The 22,222-nt window shown below is 61.2% G+C and carries 19 protein-coding genes; 4 read left to right on the top strand and 15 right to left on the bottom strand.

All coding sequences use genetic code 11. The features are described from left to right. Positions 1-3: 3 nt before the first annotated feature. Entirely contained in the window at positions 4-603 is a 600-nt protein-coding gene (locus AC3ISG_RS02120) for an aminodeoxychorismate/anthranilate synthase component II (protein ID WP_489298421.1), read from the bottom strand. Between the two features lie 470 nt (positions 604-1,073). Here AC3ISG_RS02120 and estP point away from each other — a divergent pair, with 470 nt between their 5' ends. Next, positions 1,074-3,014: an esterase EstP gene (estP, locus tag AC3ISG_RS02115; RefSeq protein WP_489298420.1), complete on the top strand. Its 1,941-nt coding sequence runs from the start codon at positions 1,074-1,076 to the stop codon at positions 3,012-3,014. Between the two features lie 183 nt (positions 3,015-3,197). Here the strand turns inward: estP and trpE are convergent, their stop codons facing one another. From trpE to AC3ISG_RS02095, 4 genes are all read right to left on the bottom strand, one after another. After that, positions 3,198-4,679: an anthranilate synthase component I gene (gene trpE, locus AC3ISG_RS02110; RefSeq protein WP_489298419.1), complete on the bottom strand. Its 1,482-nt coding sequence runs from the start codon at positions 4,677-4,679 to the stop codon at positions 3,198-3,200. 68 nt (positions 4,680-4,747) lie between these two features. Beyond that, positions 4,748-5,530 carry a phosphoglycolate phosphatase gene (locus tag AC3ISG_RS02105; protein WP_489299441.1) on the bottom strand — a complete coding sequence of 261 codons (783 nt, stop codon included), beginning with the start codon at positions 5,528-5,530 and terminating at the stop codon, positions 4,748-4,750. Positions 5,531-5,577: 47 nt separating this feature from the next. Then, a complete protein-coding gene (gene rpe / locus AC3ISG_RS02100) occupies positions 5,578-6,249 on the bottom strand; it encodes a ribulose-phosphate 3-epimerase (RefSeq protein WP_074887036.1) in 672 nt (223 codons plus the stop codon). A gap of 196 nt (positions 6,250-6,445) precedes the next feature. Continuing rightward, positions 6,446-7,438 carry a hypothetical protein gene (locus AC3ISG_RS02095; protein WP_489298418.1) on the bottom strand — a complete coding sequence of 331 codons (993 nt, stop codon included), beginning with the start codon at positions 7,436-7,438 and terminating at the stop codon, positions 6,446-6,448. Between the two features lie 313 nt (positions 7,439-7,751). Here AC3ISG_RS02095 and AC3ISG_RS02090 point away from each other — a divergent pair, with 313 nt between their 5' ends. Both AC3ISG_RS02090 and AC3ISG_RS02085 read left to right on the top strand, forming a co-directional pair. Further along, the gene (locus AC3ISG_RS02090) at positions 7,752-9,251 is read left to right on the top strand and encodes a helix-turn-helix transcriptional regulator (protein ID WP_489298417.1); all 1,500 of its coding nucleotides are present in this window, start codon (positions 7,752-7,754) and stop codon (positions 9,249-9,251) included. 137 nt (positions 9,252-9,388) lie between these two features. Further along, positions 9,389-9,646 (top strand): CsbD family protein, encoded by a 258-nt coding sequence (locus tag AC3ISG_RS02085; RefSeq protein WP_272632979.1) that lies wholly within the window; start codon positions 9,389-9,391, stop codon positions 9,644-9,646. 39 nt (positions 9,647-9,685) lie between these two features. On the opposite strand, the gene AC3ISG_RS02080 is transcribed toward AC3ISG_RS02085, so the two are convergent. The 7 genes from AC3ISG_RS02080 to AC3ISG_RS02050 all read right to left on the bottom strand — a co-directional run bounded on the left by AC3ISG_RS02080 (position 9,686) and on the right by AC3ISG_RS02050 (position 18,422). Continuing rightward, positions 9,686-10,834: an iron-containing alcohol dehydrogenase gene (locus tag AC3ISG_RS02080; protein ID WP_489298416.1), complete on the bottom strand. Its 1,149-nt coding sequence runs from the start codon at positions 10,832-10,834 to the stop codon at positions 9,686-9,688. A 222-nt stretch (positions 10,835-11,056) separates the two neighbouring features. Beyond that, entirely contained in the window at positions 11,057-11,881 is an 825-nt protein-coding gene (locus tag AC3ISG_RS02075; protein WP_065991348.1) for an ABC transporter permease, read from the bottom strand. Positions 11,882-11,892: 11 nt separating this feature from the next. Next, positions 11,893-13,140 carry an ABC transporter permease gene (locus tag AC3ISG_RS02070; RefSeq protein WP_489298415.1) on the bottom strand — a complete coding sequence of 416 codons (1,248 nt, stop codon included), beginning with the start codon at positions 13,138-13,140 and terminating at the stop codon, positions 11,893-11,895. A gap of 111 nt (positions 13,141-13,251) precedes the next feature. After that, the gene (locus AC3ISG_RS02065; protein WP_122536574.1) at positions 13,252-14,283 is read right to left on the bottom strand and encodes a polyamine ABC transporter substrate-binding protein; all 1,032 of its coding nucleotides are present in this window, start codon (positions 14,281-14,283) and stop codon (positions 13,252-13,254) included. Between the two features lie 90 nt (positions 14,284-14,373). After that, on the bottom strand, positions 14,374-15,498 hold the full coding sequence (locus AC3ISG_RS02060; RefSeq protein ID WP_122536573.1) for an ABC transporter ATP-binding protein: 1,125 nt from the start codon (positions 15,496-15,498) through the stop codon (positions 14,374-14,376). A gap of 291 nt (positions 15,499-15,789) precedes the next feature. Beyond that, a complete protein-coding gene (locus AC3ISG_RS02055; RefSeq protein ID WP_122536572.1) occupies positions 15,790-16,419 on the bottom strand; it encodes a response regulator in 630 nt (209 codons plus the stop codon). After that, complete coding sequence (locus AC3ISG_RS02050; protein ID WP_489298414.1) at positions 16,416-18,422, bottom strand: PAS domain-containing sensor histidine kinase; 2,007 nt, start codon at positions 18,420-18,422, stop codon at positions 16,416-16,418. Before AC3ISG_RS02050 ends, AC3ISG_RS02055 begins: the two co-directional genes overlap by 4 nt. A 202-nt stretch (positions 18,423-18,624) precedes the next feature. Between AC3ISG_RS02050 and AC3ISG_RS02045 the strand changes: the two genes are divergently transcribed. Continuing rightward, on the top strand, positions 18,625-19,608 hold the full coding sequence (locus AC3ISG_RS02045) for an alpha/beta hydrolase family protein (RefSeq protein WP_489298413.1): 984 nt from the start codon (positions 18,625-18,627) through the stop codon (positions 19,606-19,608). Positions 19,609-19,664: 56 nt separating this feature from the next. Here the strand turns inward: AC3ISG_RS02045 and AC3ISG_RS02040 are convergent, their stop codons facing one another. Genes AC3ISG_RS02040 through AC3ISG_RS02030 form a run of 3 tightly spaced genes read right to left on the bottom strand, consistent with a single transcriptional unit; the run spans position 19,665 to position 22,208 of the window. Then, positions 19,665-20,438: a DnaJ domain-containing protein gene (locus AC3ISG_RS02040; protein ID WP_122624528.1), complete on the bottom strand. Its 774-nt coding sequence runs from the start codon at positions 20,436-20,438 to the stop codon at positions 19,665-19,667. After that, positions 20,439-21,107 carry an N-acetylmuramate alpha-1-phosphate uridylyltransferase MurU gene (gene murU / locus AC3ISG_RS02035; protein ID WP_489298412.1) on the bottom strand — a complete coding sequence of 223 codons (669 nt, stop codon included), beginning with the start codon at positions 21,105-21,107 and terminating at the stop codon, positions 20,439-20,441. It lies immediately after the preceding gene. 57 nt (positions 21,108-21,164) lie between these two features. Beyond that, entirely contained in the window at positions 21,165-22,208 is a 1,044-nt protein-coding gene (locus AC3ISG_RS02030) for an aminoglycoside phosphotransferase family protein (RefSeq protein WP_489298411.1), read from the bottom strand. Positions 22,209-22,222: the final 14 nt, after the last annotated feature.

The following is a 22,222-nucleotide window of genomic DNA, read 5'->3' as shown; positions in this document are numbered from 1 at the left end:
TCCTTAACCCTGACGGGTGCCGCCGGTCTGCTTGAGGAAGTTGGCGAACAGCTCGTGGCCCTGCTCGGAAAGAATCGATTCAGGGTGAAACTGTACGCCCTCAACGTTCAGGGTTTTGTGACGCAAGCCCATGATTTCATCGACAGAGCCGTCTTCGCGCTGGGTCCATGCGGTCAGCTCGAGACAGTCGGGGAGCGTCTCGCGCTTGACCACCAGCGAGTGATAGCGGGTCACGGTCAGCGGATGCTTGAGACCTTCGAAAACGCCTTTGTCCTCGTGAATCAGCTCGCTGGTCTTGCCGTGCATGACCTGGCGCGCACGCACCACGTCACCGCCAAACGCCTGACCAATCGACTGATGGCCCAGGCAGACGCCGAGCACGGGCAGCTTGCCCGCGAAGTGTTTGATCACGTCAATGGACACGCCCGCTTCATTGGGCGTGCACGGCCCGGGGGAGACGACAATGCGTTCGGGGTTCAGGGCTTGGATCTCGGCGACGGTCATTTCGTCATTGCGAATCACTTTGACGTCGGCACCCAGCTCGCCCAGGTACTGCACGACGTTGTAGGTGAAGGAGTCGTAGTTATCGATCATCAGCAGCATGGTGCTTAACCTTTTGAATTACTGACTTCTAACGTGGCCTTCTGGTTTCTGACCGCAGTTGCACGCAGAGAGGTCGCAGGACGGGTTCCGGCGAGGCACTGCAAACCGAGGCATCAGAAGGCATATCAATACAGATCCGGCAGGGCCGGCGGGGGAAATAGTCAGGCGCGCCAACGCCAACGGGCGTGGCCCTTGATAACACGCATCAAGAAGCTGCTGACAATCGACACAGGAAAGGTCTCGTTCATACGTTGCCGCACAGTAGCGTACCGCCGCAGGGCGCGCAATATCGCAGTGCCCGTATGGCCCGGCCCAGCGGCCGATTGGCAGGAACCGGGCGCCTGCAAGATGCAGATCGCAGCTTGTAGGCCAGTACAGAATATTCGCCGTGAATGCCACGGCATCGTGGGCGATTTGTGTCGCGGCTGCTACCTTCTCGTACAGCACTGAAAACAATAAGGGATGCCCCCATGCTCAAAGCCACACTGCGCTGGCCGTTCGCGGCTTGCCTGCTCTCGCTCGCCTGCTCCTCGGCCCTGGCCGCCTCTTCCCCCTACTCCACGATGATCGTGTTCGGCGACAGCCTCGCCGACGCCGGGCAGTTTCCCGATGCGGGCGGACCACCGGGCGCCACCTTGCGCTTCACCAACCGCACCGGCCCAACGTACCTGAACGGCAGCGGCGAGGCATTCGGTCTGAACTCATCGACGTTGCTGGGCGGAATGCTAGGCGTGGCGCCCGGGGATCTGCAGGCGTCGACGTCCCCCGTTCGCGCGGCGCAAGGGCTGGCAGACGGCAACAACTGGGCCGTGGGCGGCGATCGGACCGATCAGATTCTCGCGGCGATCACCACGCAATCACAGGTTGCCAATACCGACGCGGCGACGGGCGTGACCACGGTGTTCCGGACGCGACCCGGTTATCTGGTTGAAAACAGCTCGCGGGCTGACCCGAACGCCCTCTATTACCTGACCGGGGGCGGCAACGACTTCCTTCAGGGCCGAGTGCTGAGTGCCGGACAGGCCGTCAACGCGGCAAACAACCTGGCCAACGGCGCACAAATCCTGTCCCAGGCCGGCGCCCGTTACATCATGGTTTGGCTGCTGCCGGACATCGGCCGTACACCTGCGGTATTCGGCACGCCGTTGCAGGTGCCGTCGACGTTACTGAGCGGGGTGTTCAACCAGCAGTTGGTCAACCGCCTGGGGCAAATCGATGCCGAGGTCATTCCGCTCAATGTGCCGGGGCTCATACGTGATGTTCTGACCGATCCGGCGCGCTACGGGTTGGCGGCCGATCAGAACTTGATCGGCACCTGTTTCAACGGCAACAACTGCACCGCCAACAGCGTTTTCGGGATTGGCGGCCTGACGCCAGATCCGACCAAGCTGCTGTTCAACGACGGCGTGCATCCGACCGTTGCGGGCCAGCGATTGATTGCCGACTACGGGTATTCGGTTCTGTCCGCACCATGGGAAATCACCCTGCTGCCGGAAATGGCCAACGGCACGTTGCGCGCGCAGCAGGATGAACTGCGCAGTCAGTGGCTGGCGGACTGGGGCAACTGGCAGAACGTCGGTGAATGGCGCGCCATCGTCGCCGGTGGCGGTCAGAAAATGGATTTCGACGCGCAAGGCAATTCAGCAAGCGGAGACGGTCGTGGCTACAACCTCACGGTGGGCGGCAGCTATCGTTTCGCTGAGGACTGGAGAGCAGGCCTGGTGGCGGGCGCTTACCGGCAAACCCTCGAAGCCGGTGCCAAGGACTCGGACTACAAACTCAACAGCTATATCGCGACCGCGTTCGTGCAATATCAGGCGCAACACTGGTGGGCGGACCTGGCCGCTTCGGGTGGAAAGCTCGACTACGACAACCTCAAGCGCAAGTTCGCACTGGGCATCAGCGAAGGCGCAGAGAAAGGCGACACCAAAGGCGATCTGTGGGCAGTAAGTGGGCGCGTGGGCTTCGATCTGGCCGAGCCGAGCAGTCGCTGGCATTTCTCGCCGTTCATCAGCGCCGACTATTCCCACGTCAACGTTGATGGTTACTCGGAGAACAGTGCTCGCGCGACGGCACTTAATTACGACGACCAGACGCGCAAGTCGAAGCGGCTGGGCGCGGGGCTGCAAGGCAAATTCGACGTCACACCGCAGACCCAGGTGTTTGGTGAAGTGGCCCATGAACGCGAGTTCGACACCGATCAGCAGGACGTGACCATCGCGCTGAACAGCGTGCCGGGGGTGGACTTCGATCTGAAAGGCTATGACCCACAGCGCAGCTTGAATCGCGCAAGCCTGGGCGTGAGCCAGAAGCTGGCGCCCGACCTGACGCTGCGTGCCGGCTATAACTGGCGCAAGAATGATGACGTGACGCAGCAAGGGGTGAATCTGGCAGTGAGTCTGGATTTCTGACGCACTTAAAACATGTCGGAGCGCCCCGTGTGGCGCTCCACCTGCTCGCGAAGGTTTCGTTGAGCACGCTAAAGATTGAGCGGCGCGGAATCAGCCTTCGCGAGCAAGCTCACTCCTACAACGGATTTGTGTTCGGCATAAAAAACGGCGCCCCTGGCGCCGTTTTCATGAGCAGACCAACCATCAAGCCTCAGGCGTTTGCTGCGCCAGCGCCACCGCGCGGAACATCGCGCGGCGCTTGTTGAGGGTTTCTTCCCACTCCAGCGCCGGCACAGAATCCGCAACAATCCCGCCGCCGGCCTGCACGTGCAGTTCGCCGTTTTTGATCACCGCGGTGCGGATGGCAATCGCGGTGTCCATGTTGCCGTTCCAGGCGAAGTAACCCACTGCGCCGCCGTACACACCACGCTTGACCGGCTCCAGCTCGTCGATGATTTCCATCGCGCGAATCTTCGGCGCGCCCGACAATGTGCCCGCCGGCAAGATAGCCCGCAGCGCGTCCATCGCCGTCAGGCCGTTTTTCAGCTGACCGGTAACGTTGGACACGATGTGCATCACGTTCGAATAACGCTCGATGACCATCTTCTCGGTGAGCTTCACCGAACCGACTTCCGAAACCCGCCCGGTGTCGTTGCGTCCCAGATCGATGAGCATCAGGTGCTCGGCGATCTCTTTGTCGTCAGACAGCAAATCGACTTCCAGCGCGTAGTCTTCTTCCTCGGTGGCGCCGCGAGGACGCGTCCCGGCAATCGGGCGTACGGTGATCAAGTTGTCTTCGACCCGTACCAGCACTTCCGGCGAACTGCCGACGACGTGGAAGTCGCCGAAGTTGAAGAAGTACATATAAGGCGTCGGATTGAAACACCGCAACGCGCGGTACAGGTCGATCGGTGCGGCCTTGAAGTCGATGGACATGCGCTGCGACGGCACGACCTGCATGCAGTCGCCCGCGAGGATGTATTCCTTGATCGTGTCGACGGCTTTTTCATAATCCGACTGGGTGAAGCTGGAACGGAACACCGGGTCCGCCGCCTGCGGACGGGTCAGGTCCAGACCACGGCGGGGCGTGATCGGCTGACGCAGTTTCTCCATCAACGCTTCGAGTCGCGCCAGGCCACCTTCATAGGCTTCAGGCTGAGCCGGATCGACCAGCACGATCGCGTGCATCTTGCCGGCCAGGTTATCGAACACCACGACGGCATCCGACACCATCAACAGAATATCCGGCACGCCCAGTGGATCAGGATTCGGGCATGCGCCCAGACGCGGCTCTACATAACGCACGCAGTCATAACCGAAATACCCCACCAGACCGCCGTTGAAGCGTGGCAGACCGGCGATGGTCGGGACGTTGTAGCGGGCCTTGAAGGTCTCGACGAAGTCCAGCGGGTCTTCGGCTTCCAGGCGCTCGATCTCAACACCGTCGTGGGTGATGCTGACGGTGTGGTCATGCACACGCATGACCGTGCGGCACGGCAGTCCGATGATCGAGTAACGCCCCCACTTCTCCCCGCCCTGCACAGACTCGAGCAGGTAGGAATTGGGCTCGTCAGCAAGCTTCAGATAGATCGACAGCGGCGTGTCGAAGTCAGCCAGGGTTTCGTAGGCAAGGGGAATGCGGTTGTAGCCTTCAGCGGCCAAACGCAAGAATTCTTCGCGGGTCATATCAGCCTCGTGGTCTGAGGGAAAACGGTCAGGGATGCAAACGCGCCGGGGCTCCGGCCAGATTCAAGTCAGGCGCGCCAACGCCAGCGGGCCAGGGCCTTGATGACTTTCATCCAGAGTTTGCGAGTGACCACCACGATGGATTCTCTAAAGGAGGGGGACTTGATGTCGGGCAACGTTATCTCAGCGCCCTGCGCTAAGCAACCGGCAGAACTGCCCGGAATCAGCCTGCGCAAATCGTCGATGACCAGTGCCGGGGACTCTTCCGCGATCGGGCGGCCGTGGTTATAGCCGTAGCTCAATGCCACACAGGCGACACCCGCCGCTTTCGCCGCCAGCACGTCGTTGCGCGAGTCACCCACGAACAGTGACTGCGAGCCCGGTACGCCCGCCATTTTCATGACGAAGAACAGCGCCGCCGGATCGGGCTTCTGCTGCGGCAGCGTGTCGCCACCCACGATCCAGCGAAAGAACCGGCCGAGCTTGAGGTCATCCAGCAAGGGCGCGACAAAGCGTTCCGGCTTGTTGGTGATCAGCGCCATCTCGACGCCCATCTTCTGCAGCCACTTCAGGGTTTCGCGCACGCCGGGGTAGACCTTGGTCAGGGCGTGGCTGCCGCTGTAGGCCTCCATGAAAATCGCCAGCGCAGCCTCTGTGGACTCTTCATCCACGGCGGTGTAATCCATGCCGTTCGCCAACGCGCGGCGTACCAGCACGCGAACACCGTTGCCGATCCAGTCACGTACCCGTTCGATTCCTGCCGGCGGCCGGCCAAGCTGGATCAGGGTTTTATCCACAGCTGCCGCCAGATCCGGCACCGAGTCGATCAGTGTGCCGTCGAGGTCGAACATGATCAGCTTGGGCAGACGGCCCGGAAACAGCTGCTCGAAGCCGCTGGTCAACGGGCCAACGCCAGTTCTGCGTGCATCTTCGCAATGACTTCGCGGTAATCAGGGGCATTGAAAATGGCCGAGCCCGCGACGAACGTGTCGGCACCGGCTGCGGCGATCTCACGGATGTTATTGACGTTAACGCCGCCGTCGATCTCCAGACGGATGTCGCGACCGGACGCGTCAATGAGCGCGCGGGCCTCGCGCAGCTTGTTGATCGTGCCGGGGATGAATTTCTGACCGCCGAAGCCCGGGTTGACGCTCATGAGCAGGATCATGTCGACCTTGTCCATGACGTATTCGAGCAGGTTCAGCGGAGTCGCCGGGTTGAACACCAGACCCGCCTTGCAGCCACCTTCGCGAATCAGCTGCAGGGAACGGTCGATGTGCTGGGTCGCTTCCGGGTGGAAGGTGATGTAGGTGGCCCCGGCTTCGATGAAGTCGCCGATGATGCGATCCACCGGGCTGACCATCAGATGAACATCGATGGGCGCGGTGATGCCGTATTTGCGCAATGCCGCGCAGACCATCGGTCCTATTGTCAGGTTGGGGACGTAGTGGTTGTCCATGACGTCGAAGTGGACGATGTCGGCGCCAGCGGCCAGCACGTTGTCGACTTCCTCTCCCAGACGGGCGAAATCGGCGGACAGAATCGAAGGAGCAATAGCGAAGGGCTGCATGACGCACCTTTTATGAGCGAAATCACGGTGGCGCGCATTGTACTCCAAGAGTTTGAAACGTGCGTTGGGTCGCACGCGAGTGAGTCAAGAGGCTTGATGCAGGCGGCGTGAACCGCACTAGGCCCAGTGCGACAGAAGTGCGCACCGGGCCCAGGCTTGATTCAGGATTCAACGTCAACAGGTGACGACTGAAACCTTACACGGTCTCGACCAGCAGACGAGGACGTGAGCTCAGGGCGAAACGGGCCAGACCAAAGCTCAACGCCGCGCCGATGATCAGCATGAAGAACGTGCCCCACGCCGCCTTGGCGACCTGCTTGGCCGCAACATCCGCCGCTTCACGGGCCTGTTGCTCAGCTTGTTGCTTGAGCTCCGCCACTTTGGCCGCGGCTTGCTGATAGGCCTGGGCATAGTTGTCGACGATCTGCTGCGCCTCGGCTTTGCTCTTGCCGGTGCGGGCCGCAACGATGTTGACCAGCGCGTCTTTGTCGGCGGCGTTCAAGGCCGGTTCGCCGGCTTTCTGAACGCGATCAAACCACTGCTTCAACTGATCGCCCGCCTGGGCTGGATCGGTAGACGCCTGTTCTGCTGTCTGCTTGGCATCGGCGCCAGCCACGTCAGCTTTCTGATCCAGCTTCGAAGGGTCGAGCTCTGGCTTGCCGGACTGCTTCAGGGTGGTGTCCAGCTGTGATTTCAGGCTGTCCCAATCCAGGCTGATGCCGTTCTTATCCAGCTGTTGCTTGATGCTCTGGCCCACACCCGGTGCGGCAGCGGCAACGCCGTCGGCCGCCAGGGAGATACCCTTGCCGGCGATGTTGCCGGCAGTGCCGACGAGCGAGCCGGCCAGCGACGCGAGGAGCCAGGTGGTCAGCAACGTGCTGACCGTCCAGCTGAGCAAACCATGCAGACCACCACGGTCCGGCGCGGTACGGCCCGACACCCAGGCACCGGCGGCAATGGCCACCAAGGTACTGATGAACAACCAGGCGCCGGCGCCCTTACCAAAACCGCTGAGCGGGTTGCCCTGGGCCATCGGATCAAGCGCGCCGGCGCCGATCGCCGTGCCAAGCACGCTGAGCACCAGGTACGTCACCAGCGTGATTGCCGCACCGGCAAACACCGATCCCCATGACACACGGAATGGCGAGGCGTTGCCCAGAACGGCAGATGTTGCGTAGGTCGAAGCCATGAAAATTTCCTCCGGTGCAGGGGGTGCACATCACTCGTGCAACCGACATGTCAGTGCAAATGCACCCCCTGCGTTGATATGGGCGAGCCTGCGAGGGCGGACTCACCGCGTCTTGTAAGACGTGAAACCAGTTTGATCAGCGCGTTGAGGGATGTGATGGCGCATTTGCACCGCTTCGTCTGGTGCATTCGCACCGACCCTCGCGGACCCGGCTGCACTAAGCTTCAGCACTAAGGCTTTGCCAGCCGGTCGGATAGCGTGGAGCGCCCGGCTGACCGAAGCCCGACCGCATTGAGACGTCAGGAGAGCAAGCATGTCACAGGCCATCCTCGCCAGAGAAACCAACCGCCGCCAGTTGCAGCAGATCATCTCGGGTCTGTCGGACGGGGTGATGCTGGTGGAGGTCGATCAGACCATCATCTGGGCCAACGAAGCGGCGCTGCTGATGCATGGCGTCGAAGAGATCAGCGACCTGGGCGCCAACGGCGAGGCCTATCGCGAGAAGTTCTCCCTGCGCTATCGCAACAACCATCCTTTGGACGTCGATCAATATCCGATCAGCCGCGTGGCGGCAGGTGAGGTGTTCAGCGACGTGCTCATCGAGGTCAGCAAGATCGGTGAAGGTGAAGAAGACGAGCGCAGCTGGGTGCATCGCGTGCGCAGCATGGTGCTCGAAGACAGCACCGGCACGCCCGAATCGCTGGTGCTGATCCTGGCCGACGCCACGGAGTGGGCCGGCGCCGAGCAGCGTTTCGAAAAGACCTTCAACGCCAACCCTGCTCCCGCGGTGATCTGCCGCCTGAGCGATCTGCGCTTCATCAAGGTCAATCAGGGCTTTCTGGAGATGACCGGGCATTCGAGAGAGAGCGTTATTGGCCGCTCGGTGTACGAAGTGGACGTGCTGGAAAACGCCGAACGCAAGGACCTCGCCATCGAGCGTCTGAATCAGGGCGCGACCATCCCGCAGATGCAGGCCGAGCTGAAGCTGCCGGAGGGCGGTACCAAATTGGTCATCGTCGCCGGGCAGCCGCTGGACATGAACGAAGAGGACTGCATGCTGTTTTCGTTCACCGACCTTGAGCCCAGACGCAAAGCCGAAACCGCTCTGCGCCAGAGCGAGGAGCGGTTTGCCAAGGCGTTCAAGCTGACACCGGTTCCCACGCTGGTGTGTACGGCGGATCGACAACAGATCGTCGAAGCCAACGAAGCGTTTGTCAGCACCCTGGGTTACACCCCGCAGGAGCTGATCGGCCGGACCGTCGCCGAGCTGGGTTTCATCGAAGACGGCGCTGTGATGGACGGGCTGTTCAACGTCCTGGAAACCACCGGCCGCGTCGACGGGCTCGACCTGAAAGTCCGCAAGAAAGGCAGCGAGTCGCTGGACTGCGTACTGGCCGCTGACACCGTGACGATTCAGGACAACGCTTGCTACCTCTTCGTACTGATGGACATTACCGAGCGCAAGCGATCCGAGCTTGAGCTGGTCGAGGCCATCGAAACGGTGATGCAGGACGCTTCGTGGTTCAGCCAGACGCTGATCGAAAAGCTGGCCAATGCCAAGCGGGTCAACAGTCGACAGATGCCCAGCGCTTCATTCACCGACCTGACCGCTCGCGAGCGAGATGTGCTGAGTTTGATCTGTGAGGGGCTGGCGGACAAAGAGATCGCTGCACGGTTGAACCTGGCGCTCAACACCATTCGCAACCACGTCGCGACGGTGTATTCCAAGCTGGACGTGCACAGCCGGGCGGAAGCCATCGTCTGGGCGAGGGAGCGAAACCTGTTCGCCAATCAGGGCAAAGGCAAACGCTGAGTGGTGCAAATGCGCCAGTGCGTCTGGTGCATAGTCACCTTCAGGGGGTGCTGTCCGGAACCTACGCTATGGGTGTGGCTGACGCAGTTGGGTCAGCGAGATATGCATCACGGATACCCATTTCCCGGAGCCAAGATATGAAAAGCGAACAAGTGAAAGGCGTACTGGAACAGGCAGCTGGCAAGGCCCAAGACGTCTTCGGCAACCTGACCGGTGACGAGCGCACGCAAATGGAAGGCAAGGCACGTCAGGCGGCGGGTGAATTGCAGGAGCGTTACGGCGATCTGCTGGACGAAGTTGCAACCTTCACCCAGCAACGCCCGCGCACTACGTTAATAGTGCTCGCCGGCCTGACGCTGACCGTGGGCTGGTTGCTGGCCCGTCGTCGCAGTTGAGGTTCGTGGCTTGGCCAGCATGATCACTGGCCAGCCTGATCAATACGCCGCGCGGTAGATTTTCTCGATGTCGGTGGCGGTCAGCTTCCGTGGATTGTTGCGCATCAGGCGCTCGATCTTGCTGGCCTCATCGGCCATCGCCGGAATGGCGTCTTCGGGCACATTGAAGCTGCGCAGGCCAGACGGAATCTCCACCGCTGCGCACAAGTCGGCCATGGCTTTCACGGCGAGGTCGGCGGCGTCCTTGTCGCTCAGGTGCGCGACACGGACGCCCATCGCGTCGGCAATGTCGCGCATCCGTTCGACGCAGGCCAGCTTGTTCCACTCCATCACATACGGCAGCAACAGCGCATTGCTGACGCCGTGGGCAATGTTGAAACGCCCTCCCAGCGGATACGCCAACGCATGTACCGCGCCAACCCCGGCATTGCCGAACGCCATGCCGGCCATGAGGCTGGCGGTGGCCATGTCTTCTCGCGCCTGCAAATTCGAAGGATTGGCGTAGGCCTTGGGCAGCGCCTTGACGATCAGTTTGATGGCGCCCAATGCGATGGCGTCGGTGATCGGCGAGGCATTGACTGAAAGGTAGGACTCGATGGCATGCACCAGCGCATCGACTCCGCTGGCTGCCGTGACACTGCGCGGACAGGTCAGGGTCATCAACGGGCTGACCAGCGCGACGTCGGGCAACAGGTAATCGCTGACGATGCCTTTTTTCAGCTGGGCCTCCTTGTCCGAGAAGATCGCGACGTTGGTGACTTCCGAACCGGTGCCGGCGGTGGTCGGGATGGCAATCAGCGGCGGGCCTTTGCGCTTGACCAGATCAACGCCGAACAACTCGGCCAGCGGCCCTTCGTGGCTGGCGAACGCGGCGACGCCCTTGGCGATGTCGATGGCACTGCCGCCACCCACACCGATCAGGCCGTCGTGACCGCCCTCCCGGTAGGCACGGGTGCAGTGCTCGACGATGGAGATTTCCGGCTCGGGTTTGACCTGATCAAACAGGCCATACCGACGGCCGCCCAATTGCGCCAGTGCGAGGTCGACCGTGCCGGATTTAACCAATATCGCGTCGGTGACGATCAGCGGGTTTTGGACGTTGAGCCGGGTCAGCTCGGCCGACAACTGCTCAATCGCGGCGGGGCCGGTGATCAGTTTGTTGGCGATTTTGAAGGCAGAAACACTCATCGGGCTCGTCCTTTACGTTGTTGTTGGAGACGTGGCTCTTTTACAAGGCAGGGTCAGCGTGCGTTGAGTGAAACATAGACCGGATCGCGGGATACGTCAGTTTTGTGGTGTGGGAAGCGCCCTCGGTGTGCGCTATTAATGTTGCGGCGTTGCACCTGACGCTTTCCCGGCTGAAGCCGGTCCTACCATTCGCGTTACAGCCAGTGCCTCAATGGGTGTTGATCACTCCACCGCCGTGCGCAATTTCTCGCTGCGGCCGCGCAGCCATTCCAGCACCAGCAAGAGCACCACCGAGAAACCGATGAGCAAGGTGGCGGCGGCGGCAATCGTCGGGCTGAGGTTTTCGCGGATGCCGCTGAACATCTGCCGCGGCAAGGTTGCCTGGCCTGGACCGGCGAGGAACAGCGTCACCACTACTTCATCGAACGAGGTCGCGAAGGCAAACAGCGCTCCGGAGATCACCCCCGGCGCAATCAGCGGCAGGGTCACACGCCGAAAAGCGGTGGTTGGCGAAGCGCCCAGGCTGGCCGCTGCACGCACCAGGTTGTAGTTGAAACCCTGCAAGGTGGCCGACACGGTGATGATCACGAACGGCACACCCAACACGGCGTGGACCAGGATCAGCGAGATGTAACTGTTGCCCAGACCCAGTGGCGCGAAAAACAGGTAGCTCGCCACCCCGACAATCACCACCGGCACCACCATCGGCGAAATCACCAGCGCCATCACCAGTGCCTTGCCGGGAAAGTTGCTGCGGGTCAGACCGATCGCCGCCAACGTCCCGAACCCCATCGCCAGCACCGTGGCAGCTGGCGCGACGATCAGGCTGTTCTTCAGCGCGCGCATCCACTCCGCCGAACCGAAAAAGTCCTGATACCAGTGCAGCGAAAAGCCCTGCAGCGGGTAGACCAGAAAGCTGCCGGAGTTGAACGACAGCGGCACGATCACCAATACCGGCAGCACCAGAAACAACAGAATCAACCCGCACAGCGTGCGCAGCGTGTAATGCCAGACCCGCTCGATGGGCGAGGAATAAGGGCTCAACATGGTCGTTCTCCTCAGCTCAGACGCAGGCGGCTGGCGCCGACCAGCCAGTTATAGATCAGGTACAGCACGACGGTCGCCAGCAGCAGCAACCCGCCCAGCGCCGTCGCCATGCCCCAGTTGATGCTGGTGTTGGTGTAGAACGCCACGAAATAACTGACCATCTGATCGTTCGGGCTGCCGAGCAGCGCCGGGGTGATGTAGTAGCCGATGGCAAGGATGAACACCAACAGACAGCCCGCGCCCACACCGGCGTAGGTCTGTGGGAAGTACACGCGCCAGAAGCTCGCAAACGGGTTGCAACCCAGAGAGATCGCGGCGCGCATGTAGGTCGGCGAGATGCCTTTCATCACGCTGTAGATGGGCAGAATCATGAACGGCAGCATGATGTGTACCATCGAGATGTAGACGCCGACCCGGTTGAACACCAGTTCCAGCGGTTTATCGATAATGCCCATGGCCATCAGCGCGCCATTGATCAGGCCGCTTGATTGCAGCAACACGATCCACGCAGCGACGCGCACCAGGATCGACGTCCAGAAGGGCAAGAGGACCAGGATCATCAGTAAATTGCTCTGCCGTGCAGGCAGGTTGGCCAACAGGTACGCCAGCGGATACGCCAGCAGCAGGCAGATCACGGTGATCACCAGGCCCATCCAGAAAGTGCGGGCGAAGATGTCGAGGTAAATTGCCTGGTCGGGCGTCGCGGGCGCCACTTCACCGAGGTCATCGATGCGGTGGTCGACAGCGGCCAGTAAATAATAGGGGGTGAAGCTTGAGGTGTTGCGGCGGATCGCCTGCCAGTACGCGGGGTCGCCCCAGCGTTCATCAATGGCTTCCAGCGCTTCTTTATAAGAAGCCGGCTCTTCCTTGAATGGCATGGCGCGGGCGGTTTTTGCCAACAGACTGCGGTAGCCCGCCAACTCCTGGTTCAAGCGTTTGGACAGATCGCCCAGCGTCTGATTCTTGCGCGCTTCGGCCAGGTCCTGGCTCGCGGCTTTGTACACCACTTCCGGCGGCAGCCCCTTGCCGTCCCATTTCGCCACTTCCACCACAGTGAGCGGCATGCCACCCACCACTTCCGGGTTACTGACGCTTTTGTAGAGCAGCGCCGCAATCGGCACGAGAAACACCAGCAGCAGGAAGATCACCAATGGCGCGATCAACGCCTGAGCCTTCCAGCGATTGACGCGCTCGGCACGGGCCAGGCGTTGCTTCAGGGTCGGGCTGGCGCCTTCAGTCAGGGGCACGGCGTTGGCCATAGTGAACTCCGAAATCTTTTAACAAAGAGCGCGTCCCCTGCCCTGCTTTCAGCCAGTTCAGACGACGCACCCGGATCTAACTCACAACGGAACGCTTACAGGGCTGCGATCTTATTTCGCCGCCCAGGAGTTGAATCGCTGTTCCAGCGACTCGCCGAAGTCAGCCCAGAACTTCACGTCGATCTGCACTTGGTCCTTGATGTTCTCAGGGGTGGTCGGCATGTTTTTCAAGGTCTCCGCGCTCAGCAACGGGACGGCGCCCGTGTTGGCCGGACCGTAAGCGATGTTTTCGGAGTAGATTTTTTGTTGCTCTGGCTTGAGTGAATAAGCGATGAATTTCTTCGCCTCTTCGGCGTTTTTCGCGCCCTTCGGGATGGCCCACGCGTCGAAGTCATACACGCCGCCGGTCCAGACCACTTTCAGGTTGCTCTCTTTCTGCACGGCAGCGATACGACCGTTGTAGGCCGAGCTCATCACGACGTCGCCCGATTGCAGGTACTGCGGCGGCTGTGCGCCCGCTTCCCACCACTGAATGCTTGGCTTGAGCTTGTCGAGCATTTTGAAGGCGCGGTCCTGGCCTTCCTTGGTACCCAGCACTTTGTAGACGTCTTTCGGCGCAACACCGTCAGCCATCAAGGCGAATTCCAGGGTGTATTTGGCGCCCTTGCGCAGGCCACGCTTGCCCGGGAATTTCTCGGTGTCCCAGAAATCAGCCCAGCCGGTCGGTGCGGATTTCAGCTTGTCGGCGTTATAGGCCAGCACGGTCGACCAGACGAAAAAGCCCACGCCGCATTCAGAGATTGCGCCTTTGACGTAGTTGTCTTTGTTGCCGAGATCGACCGATGCCAGCGACTCGAACATGTCTTCGTCACAGCCACGGGACAGCTCGGGCGATTCCACTTCCACCAGATCCCACGTCACGCTCTTGGTATCGACCATGGCTTTGACCTTGGCCATTTCACCGTTGTATTCGCCAGCGATGATCTTGCCGTTGCCGGCTTTTTCCCACGGCGCGTAGAAGGCCTTTTCCTGGGCCGCCTTGTTCGCGCCACCGAAGGAAATGACCGTCAGGTCCGCTGCCATGGTTTGCGCGGCGCACATCATGCCGACCGATAAGGCGGTGAGCTTCAATGTCTTGAGCATCAGTTTTTCTCTCCACGAACAATGTTGGTTAAGCGATGGGGCGATTTGGCTCGCCTCTGGTTTCTTCGGTTGACGCGTAATACGGGCGTATCAATGCGCATCCAGCAACGGGTCCAGCGCGCGCGCGTGCTCAACCTGCCATCCAATGGGCACAACATCGCCAACGCTCAGGGCCGGATCCAGCTCGGCGATGGGCTGTTTGACGAAGAAATCGGTTTTGCCGGCGACTTCCAGGCGCACGCGCACGTGGTCGCCCAGGTAGATGAATTCGGCAACACGGCCAGAGAAGCGGTTGACGCAACTTTCACTGCGGCCGTTGAGGTTTACGCGCTCGGGACGAATCGACAGAGTGACCGGACTCCCCGTGGCGCCGACGTTGATCGCCAGCGCTTCGACTTTTTCGCCGCGCGGCAGGCCCACTACGCAGCGGTCGCCGCTCTGGCTGAGCAACGTGCCGCTGATGCGGTTGTTCTCACCAATGAAGTTGGCGACAAAGGTATTTTTCGGTTCCTCATAAAGGGTGCGCGGCGGGGCGATCTGCTGGATCTCGCCCTGATGGAACACCGCGACGCGGTCGGACATGGTCAGCGCTTCGCCCTGATCGTGGGTGACGTAAACGACGGTCACGCCCAGGCGCTGGTGCAGGTGCTTGATCTCCATCTGCATGTGTTCGCGCAGTTGTTTGTCGAGCGCGCCGAGGGGTTCGTCCATCAGCACCAGCTGCGGCTCGAACACCAACGCCCGGGCCAGCGCGACACGTTGTTGCTGACCACCCGACAACTGCGCAGGGTAACGATGGGCGAAGGTGCCGAGCTGCACCATGTCGAGGGCGCGTTTGACCTTTTCGGCAACGTCGGTCTTGCTCATGCCGCGCACCGACAGCGGAAACGCGAGGTTCTCGGCGACCGTCATGTGCGGAAACAGCGCGTAGTTCTGGAACACCATGCCGATGTCGCGCTTGTGCGGCGGCACGTTGTTGATCGAACGGCCCGCCAGCAGGATCTCTCCAGCAGTAGGCGTCTCGAAGCCGGCGAGCATCATCAGGCTAGTGGTTTTGCCGGAGCCGGAGGGCCCGAGCAGGGTGAGGAATTCGCCTTTGCAGATATCCAGGTTGAGGTCTTTGACGATCAGGGCTTCGCCGTCGTAGCTCTTTTGCACACCGCGAAAGCTGACCAGAACATCACTTGCCCCAGCGCTTGAATCGACGTTGCTCATTGCCCACACCTTTGTTTGATCCACCGTGGGGATCAAGCCTAGATGAGCCTGAAGGCCGCGCAAATCGGGGCGTGAGAGAGAATGACCTAGGCGGGATGGAAGGTTTCGGGTAGGGATTGCCCTACAAAGATGGCGGGGACAGGTATGACTTATCCGAGGGATTTATTGCCGTTACCGACGCTTTCGCGAGCAAGCTCGCTCCCACGGGGGATTGCGGTCATTTTGCAGGGGCGCGTCTGGCCGCGAAGACATCAGCACAAGCGCCAGAGGAGGTCGTTTTTAGACTTCGCCTCAGACCAACTTGTGCTCCATCGCATACTTCACCAGCTCGGCCAGCGAATTGATTTTCAGCTTCTGCATCAGGCGCGCCTTGTGGGTGCTGATGGTTTTGCTGCTTAAAGCCAGTTGCTGGGCAATGTCGTTGACGTTGGCGCCCTGGGCCAGGCGCTCGAACACTGAAAACTCGCGTTCGGACAACAACGAGTGCAAAGGCCGGCTATCCGTCAGCCCGACCTCAAACACCATCCGATCGGCCAAGTCCGGATCGATGTAACGCCCACCCGCAGCCACGCGCCGGATCGCTGTCAGCAGCAACGCAGGATCGCTGTCCTTTGTGGCATACCCAGCGGCGCCGACCTTCAAGGCCCGCGCGGCCATTTGCGCTTCATCGTGCATCGACAGCACGAGAATCGCAGGCGGATTGTTCAACGCGCGAATTCGCGGGATCGCCTCCAGACCGTTGACGCCCGGCATGGAAATGTCCAGCAGCACGACCTCGCACGGGATGTGGCGCAAAGCCTCCAGCAACTGCTCGCCATTGCTGGCCTCCCCGACCACTTGCAGATCCTTCGCCAGGCCGATCAGTTGTTTGATGCCCTCGCGGACAATCGTGTGGTCTTCGGCAACCAATACGCGAATCAATGCACGTGCTCCTCAGCGACCGGGTCCAGCGGAATGTGGATGCGCAAGGTTGTGCCTTCACCGGGCAAGGTGTCCAGATGCAATTGCCCGCCCATGATCAGCACCCGCTCGCGCATGCCCACCAGCCCGAACGATGCCGGGCGTTCGGCGCGCAGATCGAAGCCCTTGCCGTCATCGGCGATGCGCATGCACAGGACGCCGTCGTTCAGCGTCAGGCTCAGCTCGACCGTATGCGCTTCGGCGTGACGCATGACGTTGGTCAGCGACTCCTGAAGAATGCGAAACAGCCCGATGGCCGTTGCGTCCGGCAGGCTGGGCAAATTGTCCGGCACCTGCACCAGGCAGGGGATCTGGGTGCGCGCTTCAAAGCGTCGGGCCTGCCACTCGATGGCCGAGGCAATGCCTGCATCGAGAATCGGTGGCCGCAACGCGGTCGCCACGTCCCTCACCAACTGGAACAACTGGGCAATCAGGCGCTTCATGCTGTTCAAGCGATCCCGCAGGCCAGGGTCGAGATCGGCGTAAGCCAGTTCGCACATGGATGTTTCCAGCTTGAGCACGGTCAGCATCTGACCCAGTTCATCGTGGACTTCCCGGGCAATACGCGCCTTTTCTTCTTCGCGCACGGTTTCCAGGTGCGCCGACAGCTCGCGCAACTGCTCGGCGAGCACCTGCAAGCGCGCCTCACTTTCCTGCAGAGCGGCGAGAGATCGACGCCGTTCGGTCACGTCGGTGATGAACACCACCAAGTACTCGGAATCGCGAAAGCGCAGGAAACTCAGTGACACATCGGCAGGCAGGATGCTGCCATCGGCACGCACGCAATTGCTTTCGTAGTTCTGCGGCCCTTCCTCGGTGGAGCGCGCGGTTTTCCACAGATTGAGCCAGCGATCCATGTTCAGCCCCGGTTCGAAATCAATCAGCGGCCGGTCCACCACCCCACCCGGCGCATAACCCAGCATGGTTTCGGCGGCCTGATTGGCGTAGCGCACATGGCTGTCCCAATTGACCCAGAGAATGCCGACGGTGCTCTGATCGATGGAGAACTGCGCCAGCCCCAATGCCTCTTCGCCGGCCAGGCGCCTGGCGATGTCATCCCGCGCGCCAAGCAGCTGTTTCTCCAGTTGCTGCTGTTGCTTGCGCTGCCAGTAAACAATCGCCGCGCTGGCCAGAAGCAGGACCAACAGCAGCAGCGCGATGTTCTTCCACAGCTCCGGCGACTCGCTGATCTGCGGGTATTTGGGCTGCAGCCATTGCGTATGCAACTGTTCGAGATCCCGGGCCGGAATGGCGTTTAATGCCTGGCTGATTATCTCGGCGAGCTGCGGCGTGTCACGTCTGGAAGCCACGCGCAGCAATTGCGGAAAGCCGATGTCGCCCACCACGGCGAGCCCGGCAAACTCTGCCTCACGGGACAGACGGCTGAGCTGTGCCTCATCGATGACGGCGTAACGTGCCTGCTGACTGAGCAAGAGCTGCAAAGCCTGACGCTCCAGCGGTACGCCTTGGAGATTAAGGTGGGTGTAGTTGCTGCGCAGGTAGTCAGCGGTGGCGCTGGGCATGCGTACGGCGACGCGCGCCTGGCTGTCGAGCTTTTCCAGATCCACCGCACCGGTGCCATCACGTTCGCCGACGATCAGTTGCGGCACGCGCATGTACGGATCGGAATACAGCCACAGGCGCAAGCCGGCGGGCGTCTGGGTCAGGCCGGGCGCAAAGTCGATCTGGCCGTCGACAAGGGCTTTTTCGAGCTCGGCCTGATCGGCATAGCTGCGCCACAGCAGCTCCACCTGAAGGGTCTTTGCCATGAGATTGATAAGGTCGACGTTCGCGCCCGACAACTGCTGCGCACGACGATCAAGCTGGGCGTAAGGCGTTTGAAGGACGAGGCCGACGCGCAATTGCCCGCGCTGGGTCAGCCAGTCCCGCTGTTCGCGACTCAAGGGGTCGGCCTGCGTGGGCGAGGCGGCGGCATGGTGCGACATCGGCAACGCGATCAGCATCAGGCCGATCAAGAGCGCGCCGGTATCGCCGATAACCCGAAGGCACCGCGCGTGGATTCTCAAACTGTCGTCTCCATGTCCATGAATCCTGTGCCGATCATGCGCTGTGTATGGCACTCGCTGTATAGCCGATTGCCTGGCCTGACAAACCGCCATCAACCCATTAGTCTGCTGGAATTGTTTCCGGCCTTTGGAATACTCGATGTCCTACACCCTTCGCGCACTATTTCCTGCGCTGTGCCTGACGCTGATACTACCTTGCTCGCCGCTCGTGGTGGCTGCGGACCCGACGCCGGATAAAGACGCCAAGCCTGCTGAAGCGCCGGTCGAGCGGACCGCACTGCCGTCGCGCACTGAAGAAGACACCCTGGCGCTGGAGCGTCAGGTGCCGCAAGTCGAGCAACAACAGTTGCAGGCGGGCGACGAGGCCTTTCTGGCCCTATGGAAACCGGCGAACGTCGACGAGCCCAAAGGCGCGGTGATCATCGTGCCAGGCGCCGATGAATCAGCAGACTGGCCGACGGCGGTGGCACCGTTGCGACGCAAGTTGCCGGACGTCGGTTGGTCCAGCCTCAGTTTGAGCATGCCGGACGCTCACAATGACGGTATTTTCGCCCGCGCGGTGGATGCACCAGCGGCGGCGGGTGACGGCGATAAAGCAAAGGACGCGGCGGCAAAAGCCCCCGACCCTGCGGCCACCGCTGAAGCGGACGCTGCAGCGGCTGCCGAACAGGCCGCCGCCCAGGCCGAGATCGCCAAGGCAAACGCCGAGAAAATCTTCGCCAGGATCGACAGCGCTGTGGCGTTTGCCCAGCAGAACAAGGCCCGCAGCATCGTCCTCCTCGGCCACGGCAAAGGCGCTTATTGGGCAGCGCGTTACATGAGCGAGAGGCCCTCGCCGGCTGTTCAACGGCTGGTAATGGTCACGGCCGTGGACACGGGCAAGGAAACGCCATCGCTGATGGAGTTGCTGCCCACACTGAAAGTCCCGACGGCCGACTTCGTCAATAAGGATCGTCCGGTGCCACGTCAGCAGGCACAAGACCGCCTGGACGCGAGCAAGCGAAGCAAAAACGCGCGGTTCACCCAAGTCGCACTGAGCGCCATTCCCGGCAACCCGGCGATGGAACAGGACCAACTGTTTCGTCGGGTTCGGGGATGGTTGGAAGGGGATGCAGCGAAGTAACCCTGATCGCCTGCGATGCTGCCTGCGCTCAGGGCAGCATCAACGAAACAAAAGCGTCAGCGAAACCCGCGTCGATCGCGAATCACCGCGTAGGCATGATGCAGCTCGCGGGTTTTCTCGGTGGCATCACGAACCTGGATCTGGTTAGCGCCACTGCCGGCGATCTTGTCCGGGTGATGACGACTCAGCAAGCGACGATAGGCCCTCTTGATCTGCGCCGGCTCGGCATCGGCTTTCACACCCAGCAAACGGAGCGCGTCCTGAAACTCGCCGCCACTGCTGGCGGGCGCGCCCCGCGAACGCTGCTCGTCTTCGGTCGATGACAAGCCTTCGACCTTGTCCGCCGTCCAGCCCAGCCATTTGCCCCACAGCACAATCAGTTCACGCTCGGTGCGCGACGCCCTGCCATCCGCCCACGCCATGCGCCAACAGGCACGCAACAGACCTTCTGCGGCGTGGGGCTGTGTTTTAAGGCGCGTGAGGTGGACACGCAAATTGTCGCGCCCGTCCTTACCCCGATTAAACGCCTGGATTGCCCGTCGTTGCGCCGCCTCGCCGAGGTCCAGCCGGCGCATCTCAACGCGCGCCTGCTGAATGTGCCCGTCGACCACCCGACCGTCGCTCTTCGCCAGACGCCCCAGCATGATGAAAATAAGCTCGTCATCCTGCGGCACGCTGCGGCCATTGGCACGCTCGCGCATCTCCGCCCAGCTGCGGAAATGCAGTCGCCGATCAAGCGCCTGCCCAAGAAGTGCGCCGAGCATGGCGCCGGGAATGCTGGCAATCAGATAGCCGACGCCGCCGCCGACCACCGTGAATGGCCACAGCATTTAGGATTTCACCGCAAGGATCTGCTCGACTTCGGCCAGACGCTCATGGGTACCGACATCCACCCAGCGGCCGCCGAAACGTTCGCCTGTAACCAGGCCTTTCGCCATGGCGTCACGCAACAGGGGCGCCAGCTTGAACGCGCCTTCGGTGCAGCCCGCGAAGAGTTGCGGATGCAGCACCGCAATGCCGCTGTAGGTCAGGCGCGGCTGAGCTGCGTCGTCATGCACCTGCCCGTTGATCAGCGCGAAATCCCCGCCAGGGTGATGCGGCGGGTTGTCCACCAGCACCAGGTGCGCAAGCCCCTTGAGCGGTTTCATCAATGAGCTGAAATCGAAGTCGACCCAGATATCACCGTTGACGACTAGAAAAGGCTCGTCGCCCAGCAGCGGCAGCGCACGGAAGATCCCACCACCCGTCTCCAGGGGTTCGCCTTCAGGGGAGTAGCGGATTTTCAGGCCCCACTGACGACCGTCGCCCAGATAATCTTCGATCTGCTGGCCCAACCACGCATGGTTGATCACAACGTCTTCAACGCCGGCCGATTTGATCGCGCGCAGGTGATACTCAATCAGTGGAACGCCGCCGGCACGCACCAGCGGTTTGGGCGTGTGCAGGGTCAACGGGCGCAGGCGCTCGCCTTTACCCGCCGCCAGAATCATCGCTTTCATGCGGCCCTCATCAAGACAATCATCAAGTGCAGTCCCTCTTCAATTTCAGTCCATCCATTACCCAGCAGATGCCGGATTTGCCTGTGTCGGTATTGTATGGCCAAGGCTGGTCAACAGATTGCTCAACTCAACCAGCTCGGGGCGTCGCGCCAACACCGCCTCTATATAAGAGAAGAAGCGTGGTACATCCGCGACGTAGCGTGGTTTGCCGTCACGGTGGCAAATGCGGGCGAAAATACCGATCACCTTCAAATGCCGCTGCACGCCCATCAAATCACTGGCACGACGGAATTCATCGAATTCTTCCTGCACCGGGATGCCCGCCGCAGCGGCCTTGCTCCAATACAGCTTGAGCCAGTCCGCTACGCGCTCCTCCGGCCAGCTCAGGAACGCATCCTTTAACAGGCACGTAATGTCGTAGGTGACCGGGCCGTATACCGCGTCCTGAAAATCCAGTACGCCAGGGTTCGGTTCGCTGAGCATCAGGTTGCGCGGCATGTAATCGCGGTGCACCAGCACCCTCGGCTGGGCCAGCGCGCTTTCGATCAGCAGATCGCTGACGGCCTGCCAACTGGCCTGCTGCGCCTGGTCAAACGCCACGCCCAGATGATGCTTCACGTACCACTCGGGAAACAGCTCCAGCTCGCGGCGCAGCAGTGCCACGTCATAACTTGGCAACGGCGCATCCATCGGGAGTTGCTGGTAGGCGAGCAATGCGTCGATTGCGTCACTGAACAGCTGATCGGCATTTTGCTCGTCGATCACATCCAGATAAGTCTGACGACCCAGGTCATTCAACAAAAGGAAGCCCTGATTCAGGTCTTCGGCATAAATTTTCGGAACATTAATGCCCGGCCCGCTCAATAAATGAGCGATATCCACGAAGGGTTTGCAGTTTTCCTGTGGGGGCGGAGCATCCATGACAATAAAAGTGCGGCCCTCCCCCTCCCAGCGGAAGTAACGTCGGAAACTGGCGTCGCTGCTGGCAGCAGTCAACGTGGCCGGGGGTATCGGGCCCCAGCCCTGGGCCTCAAATAAACGCGGGAGCTGCTCATCGAGCCAAACTTTCAGGTGTTGCAGGCGTACATCTTGATCTGGCATTGCAAGGGTCTCCG

This window comes from Pseudomonas sp. GL_135, assembly GCF_057834665.1.
The sequence above is the reverse complement of the archived record's forward strand: the minus strand, read 5'-3'. Positions and strand labels throughout refer to the sequence as shown.

Bases quoted from the DNA above. Each gene is read 5' to 3' on its own strand.
- AC3ISG_RS02065 (WP_122536574.1), bottom strand. From the start codon at position 14,283: ATGCTCAAGACATTGAAGCTCACCGCCTTATCGGTCGGCATGATGTGC.
- AC3ISG_RS02085 (WP_272632979.1), top strand. From the start codon at position 9,389: ATGAAAAGCGAACAAGTGAAAGGCGTACTGGAACAGGCAGCTGGCAAG.
- AC3ISG_RS02070 (WP_489298415.1), bottom strand. From the start codon at position 13,140: ATGGCCAACGCCGTGCCCCTGACTGAAGGCGCCAGCCCGACCCTGAAG.
- rpe (WP_074887036.1), bottom strand. From the start codon at position 6,249: ATGCAGCCCTTCGCTATTGCTCCTTCGATTCTGTCCGCCGATTTCGCC.
- AC3ISG_RS02040 (WP_122624528.1), bottom strand. From the start codon at position 20,438: ATGCTGTGGCCATTCACGGTGGTCGGCGGCGGCGTCGGCTATCTGATT.
- AC3ISG_RS02090 (WP_489298417.1), top strand. From the start codon at position 7,752: ATGTCACAGGCCATCCTCGCCAGAGAAACCAACCGCCGCCAGTTGCAG.
- estP (WP_489298420.1), top strand. From the start codon at position 1,074: ATGCTCAAAGCCACACTGCGCTGGCCGTTCGCGGCTTGCCTGCTCTCG.
- trpE (WP_489298419.1), bottom strand. From the start codon at position 4,679: ATGACCCGCGAAGAATTCTTGCGTTTGGCCGCTGAAGGCTACAACCGC.
- murU (WP_489298412.1), bottom strand. From the start codon at position 21,107: ATGAAAGCGATGATTCTGGCGGCGGGTAAAGGCGAGCGCCTGCGCCCG.
- AC3ISG_RS02120 (WP_489298421.1), bottom strand. From the start codon at position 603: ATGCTGCTGATGATCGATAACTACGACTCCTTCACCTACAACGTCGTG.
- AC3ISG_RS02075 (WP_065991348.1), bottom strand. From the start codon at position 11,881: ATGTTGAGCCCTTATTCCTCGCCCATCGAGCGGGTCTGGCATTACACG.
- AC3ISG_RS02045 (WP_489298413.1), top strand. From the start codon at position 18,625: ATGTCCTACACCCTTCGCGCACTATTTCCTGCGCTGTGCCTGACGCTG.
- AC3ISG_RS02095 (WP_489298418.1), bottom strand. From the start codon at position 7,438: ATGGCTTCGACCTACGCAACATCTGCCGTTCTGGGCAACGCCTCGCCA.
- AC3ISG_RS02105 (WP_489299441.1), bottom strand. From the start codon at position 5,530: ATGTTCGACCTCGACGGCACACTGATCGACTCGGTGCCGGATCTGGCG.
- AC3ISG_RS02030 (WP_489298411.1), bottom strand. From the start codon at position 22,208: ATGCCAGATCAAGATGTACGCCTGCAACACCTGAAAGTTTGGCTCGAT.
- AC3ISG_RS02060 (WP_122536573.1), bottom strand. From the start codon at position 15,498: ATGAGCAACGTCGATTCAAGCGCTGGGGCAAGTGATGTTCTGGTCAGC.
- AC3ISG_RS02050 (WP_489298414.1), bottom strand. From the start codon at position 18,422: ATGCTGATCGCGTTGCCGATGTCGCACCATGCCGCCGCCTCGCCCACG.
- AC3ISG_RS02080 (WP_489298416.1), bottom strand. From the start codon at position 10,834: ATGAGTGTTTCTGCCTTCAAAATCGCCAACAAACTGATCACCGGCCCC.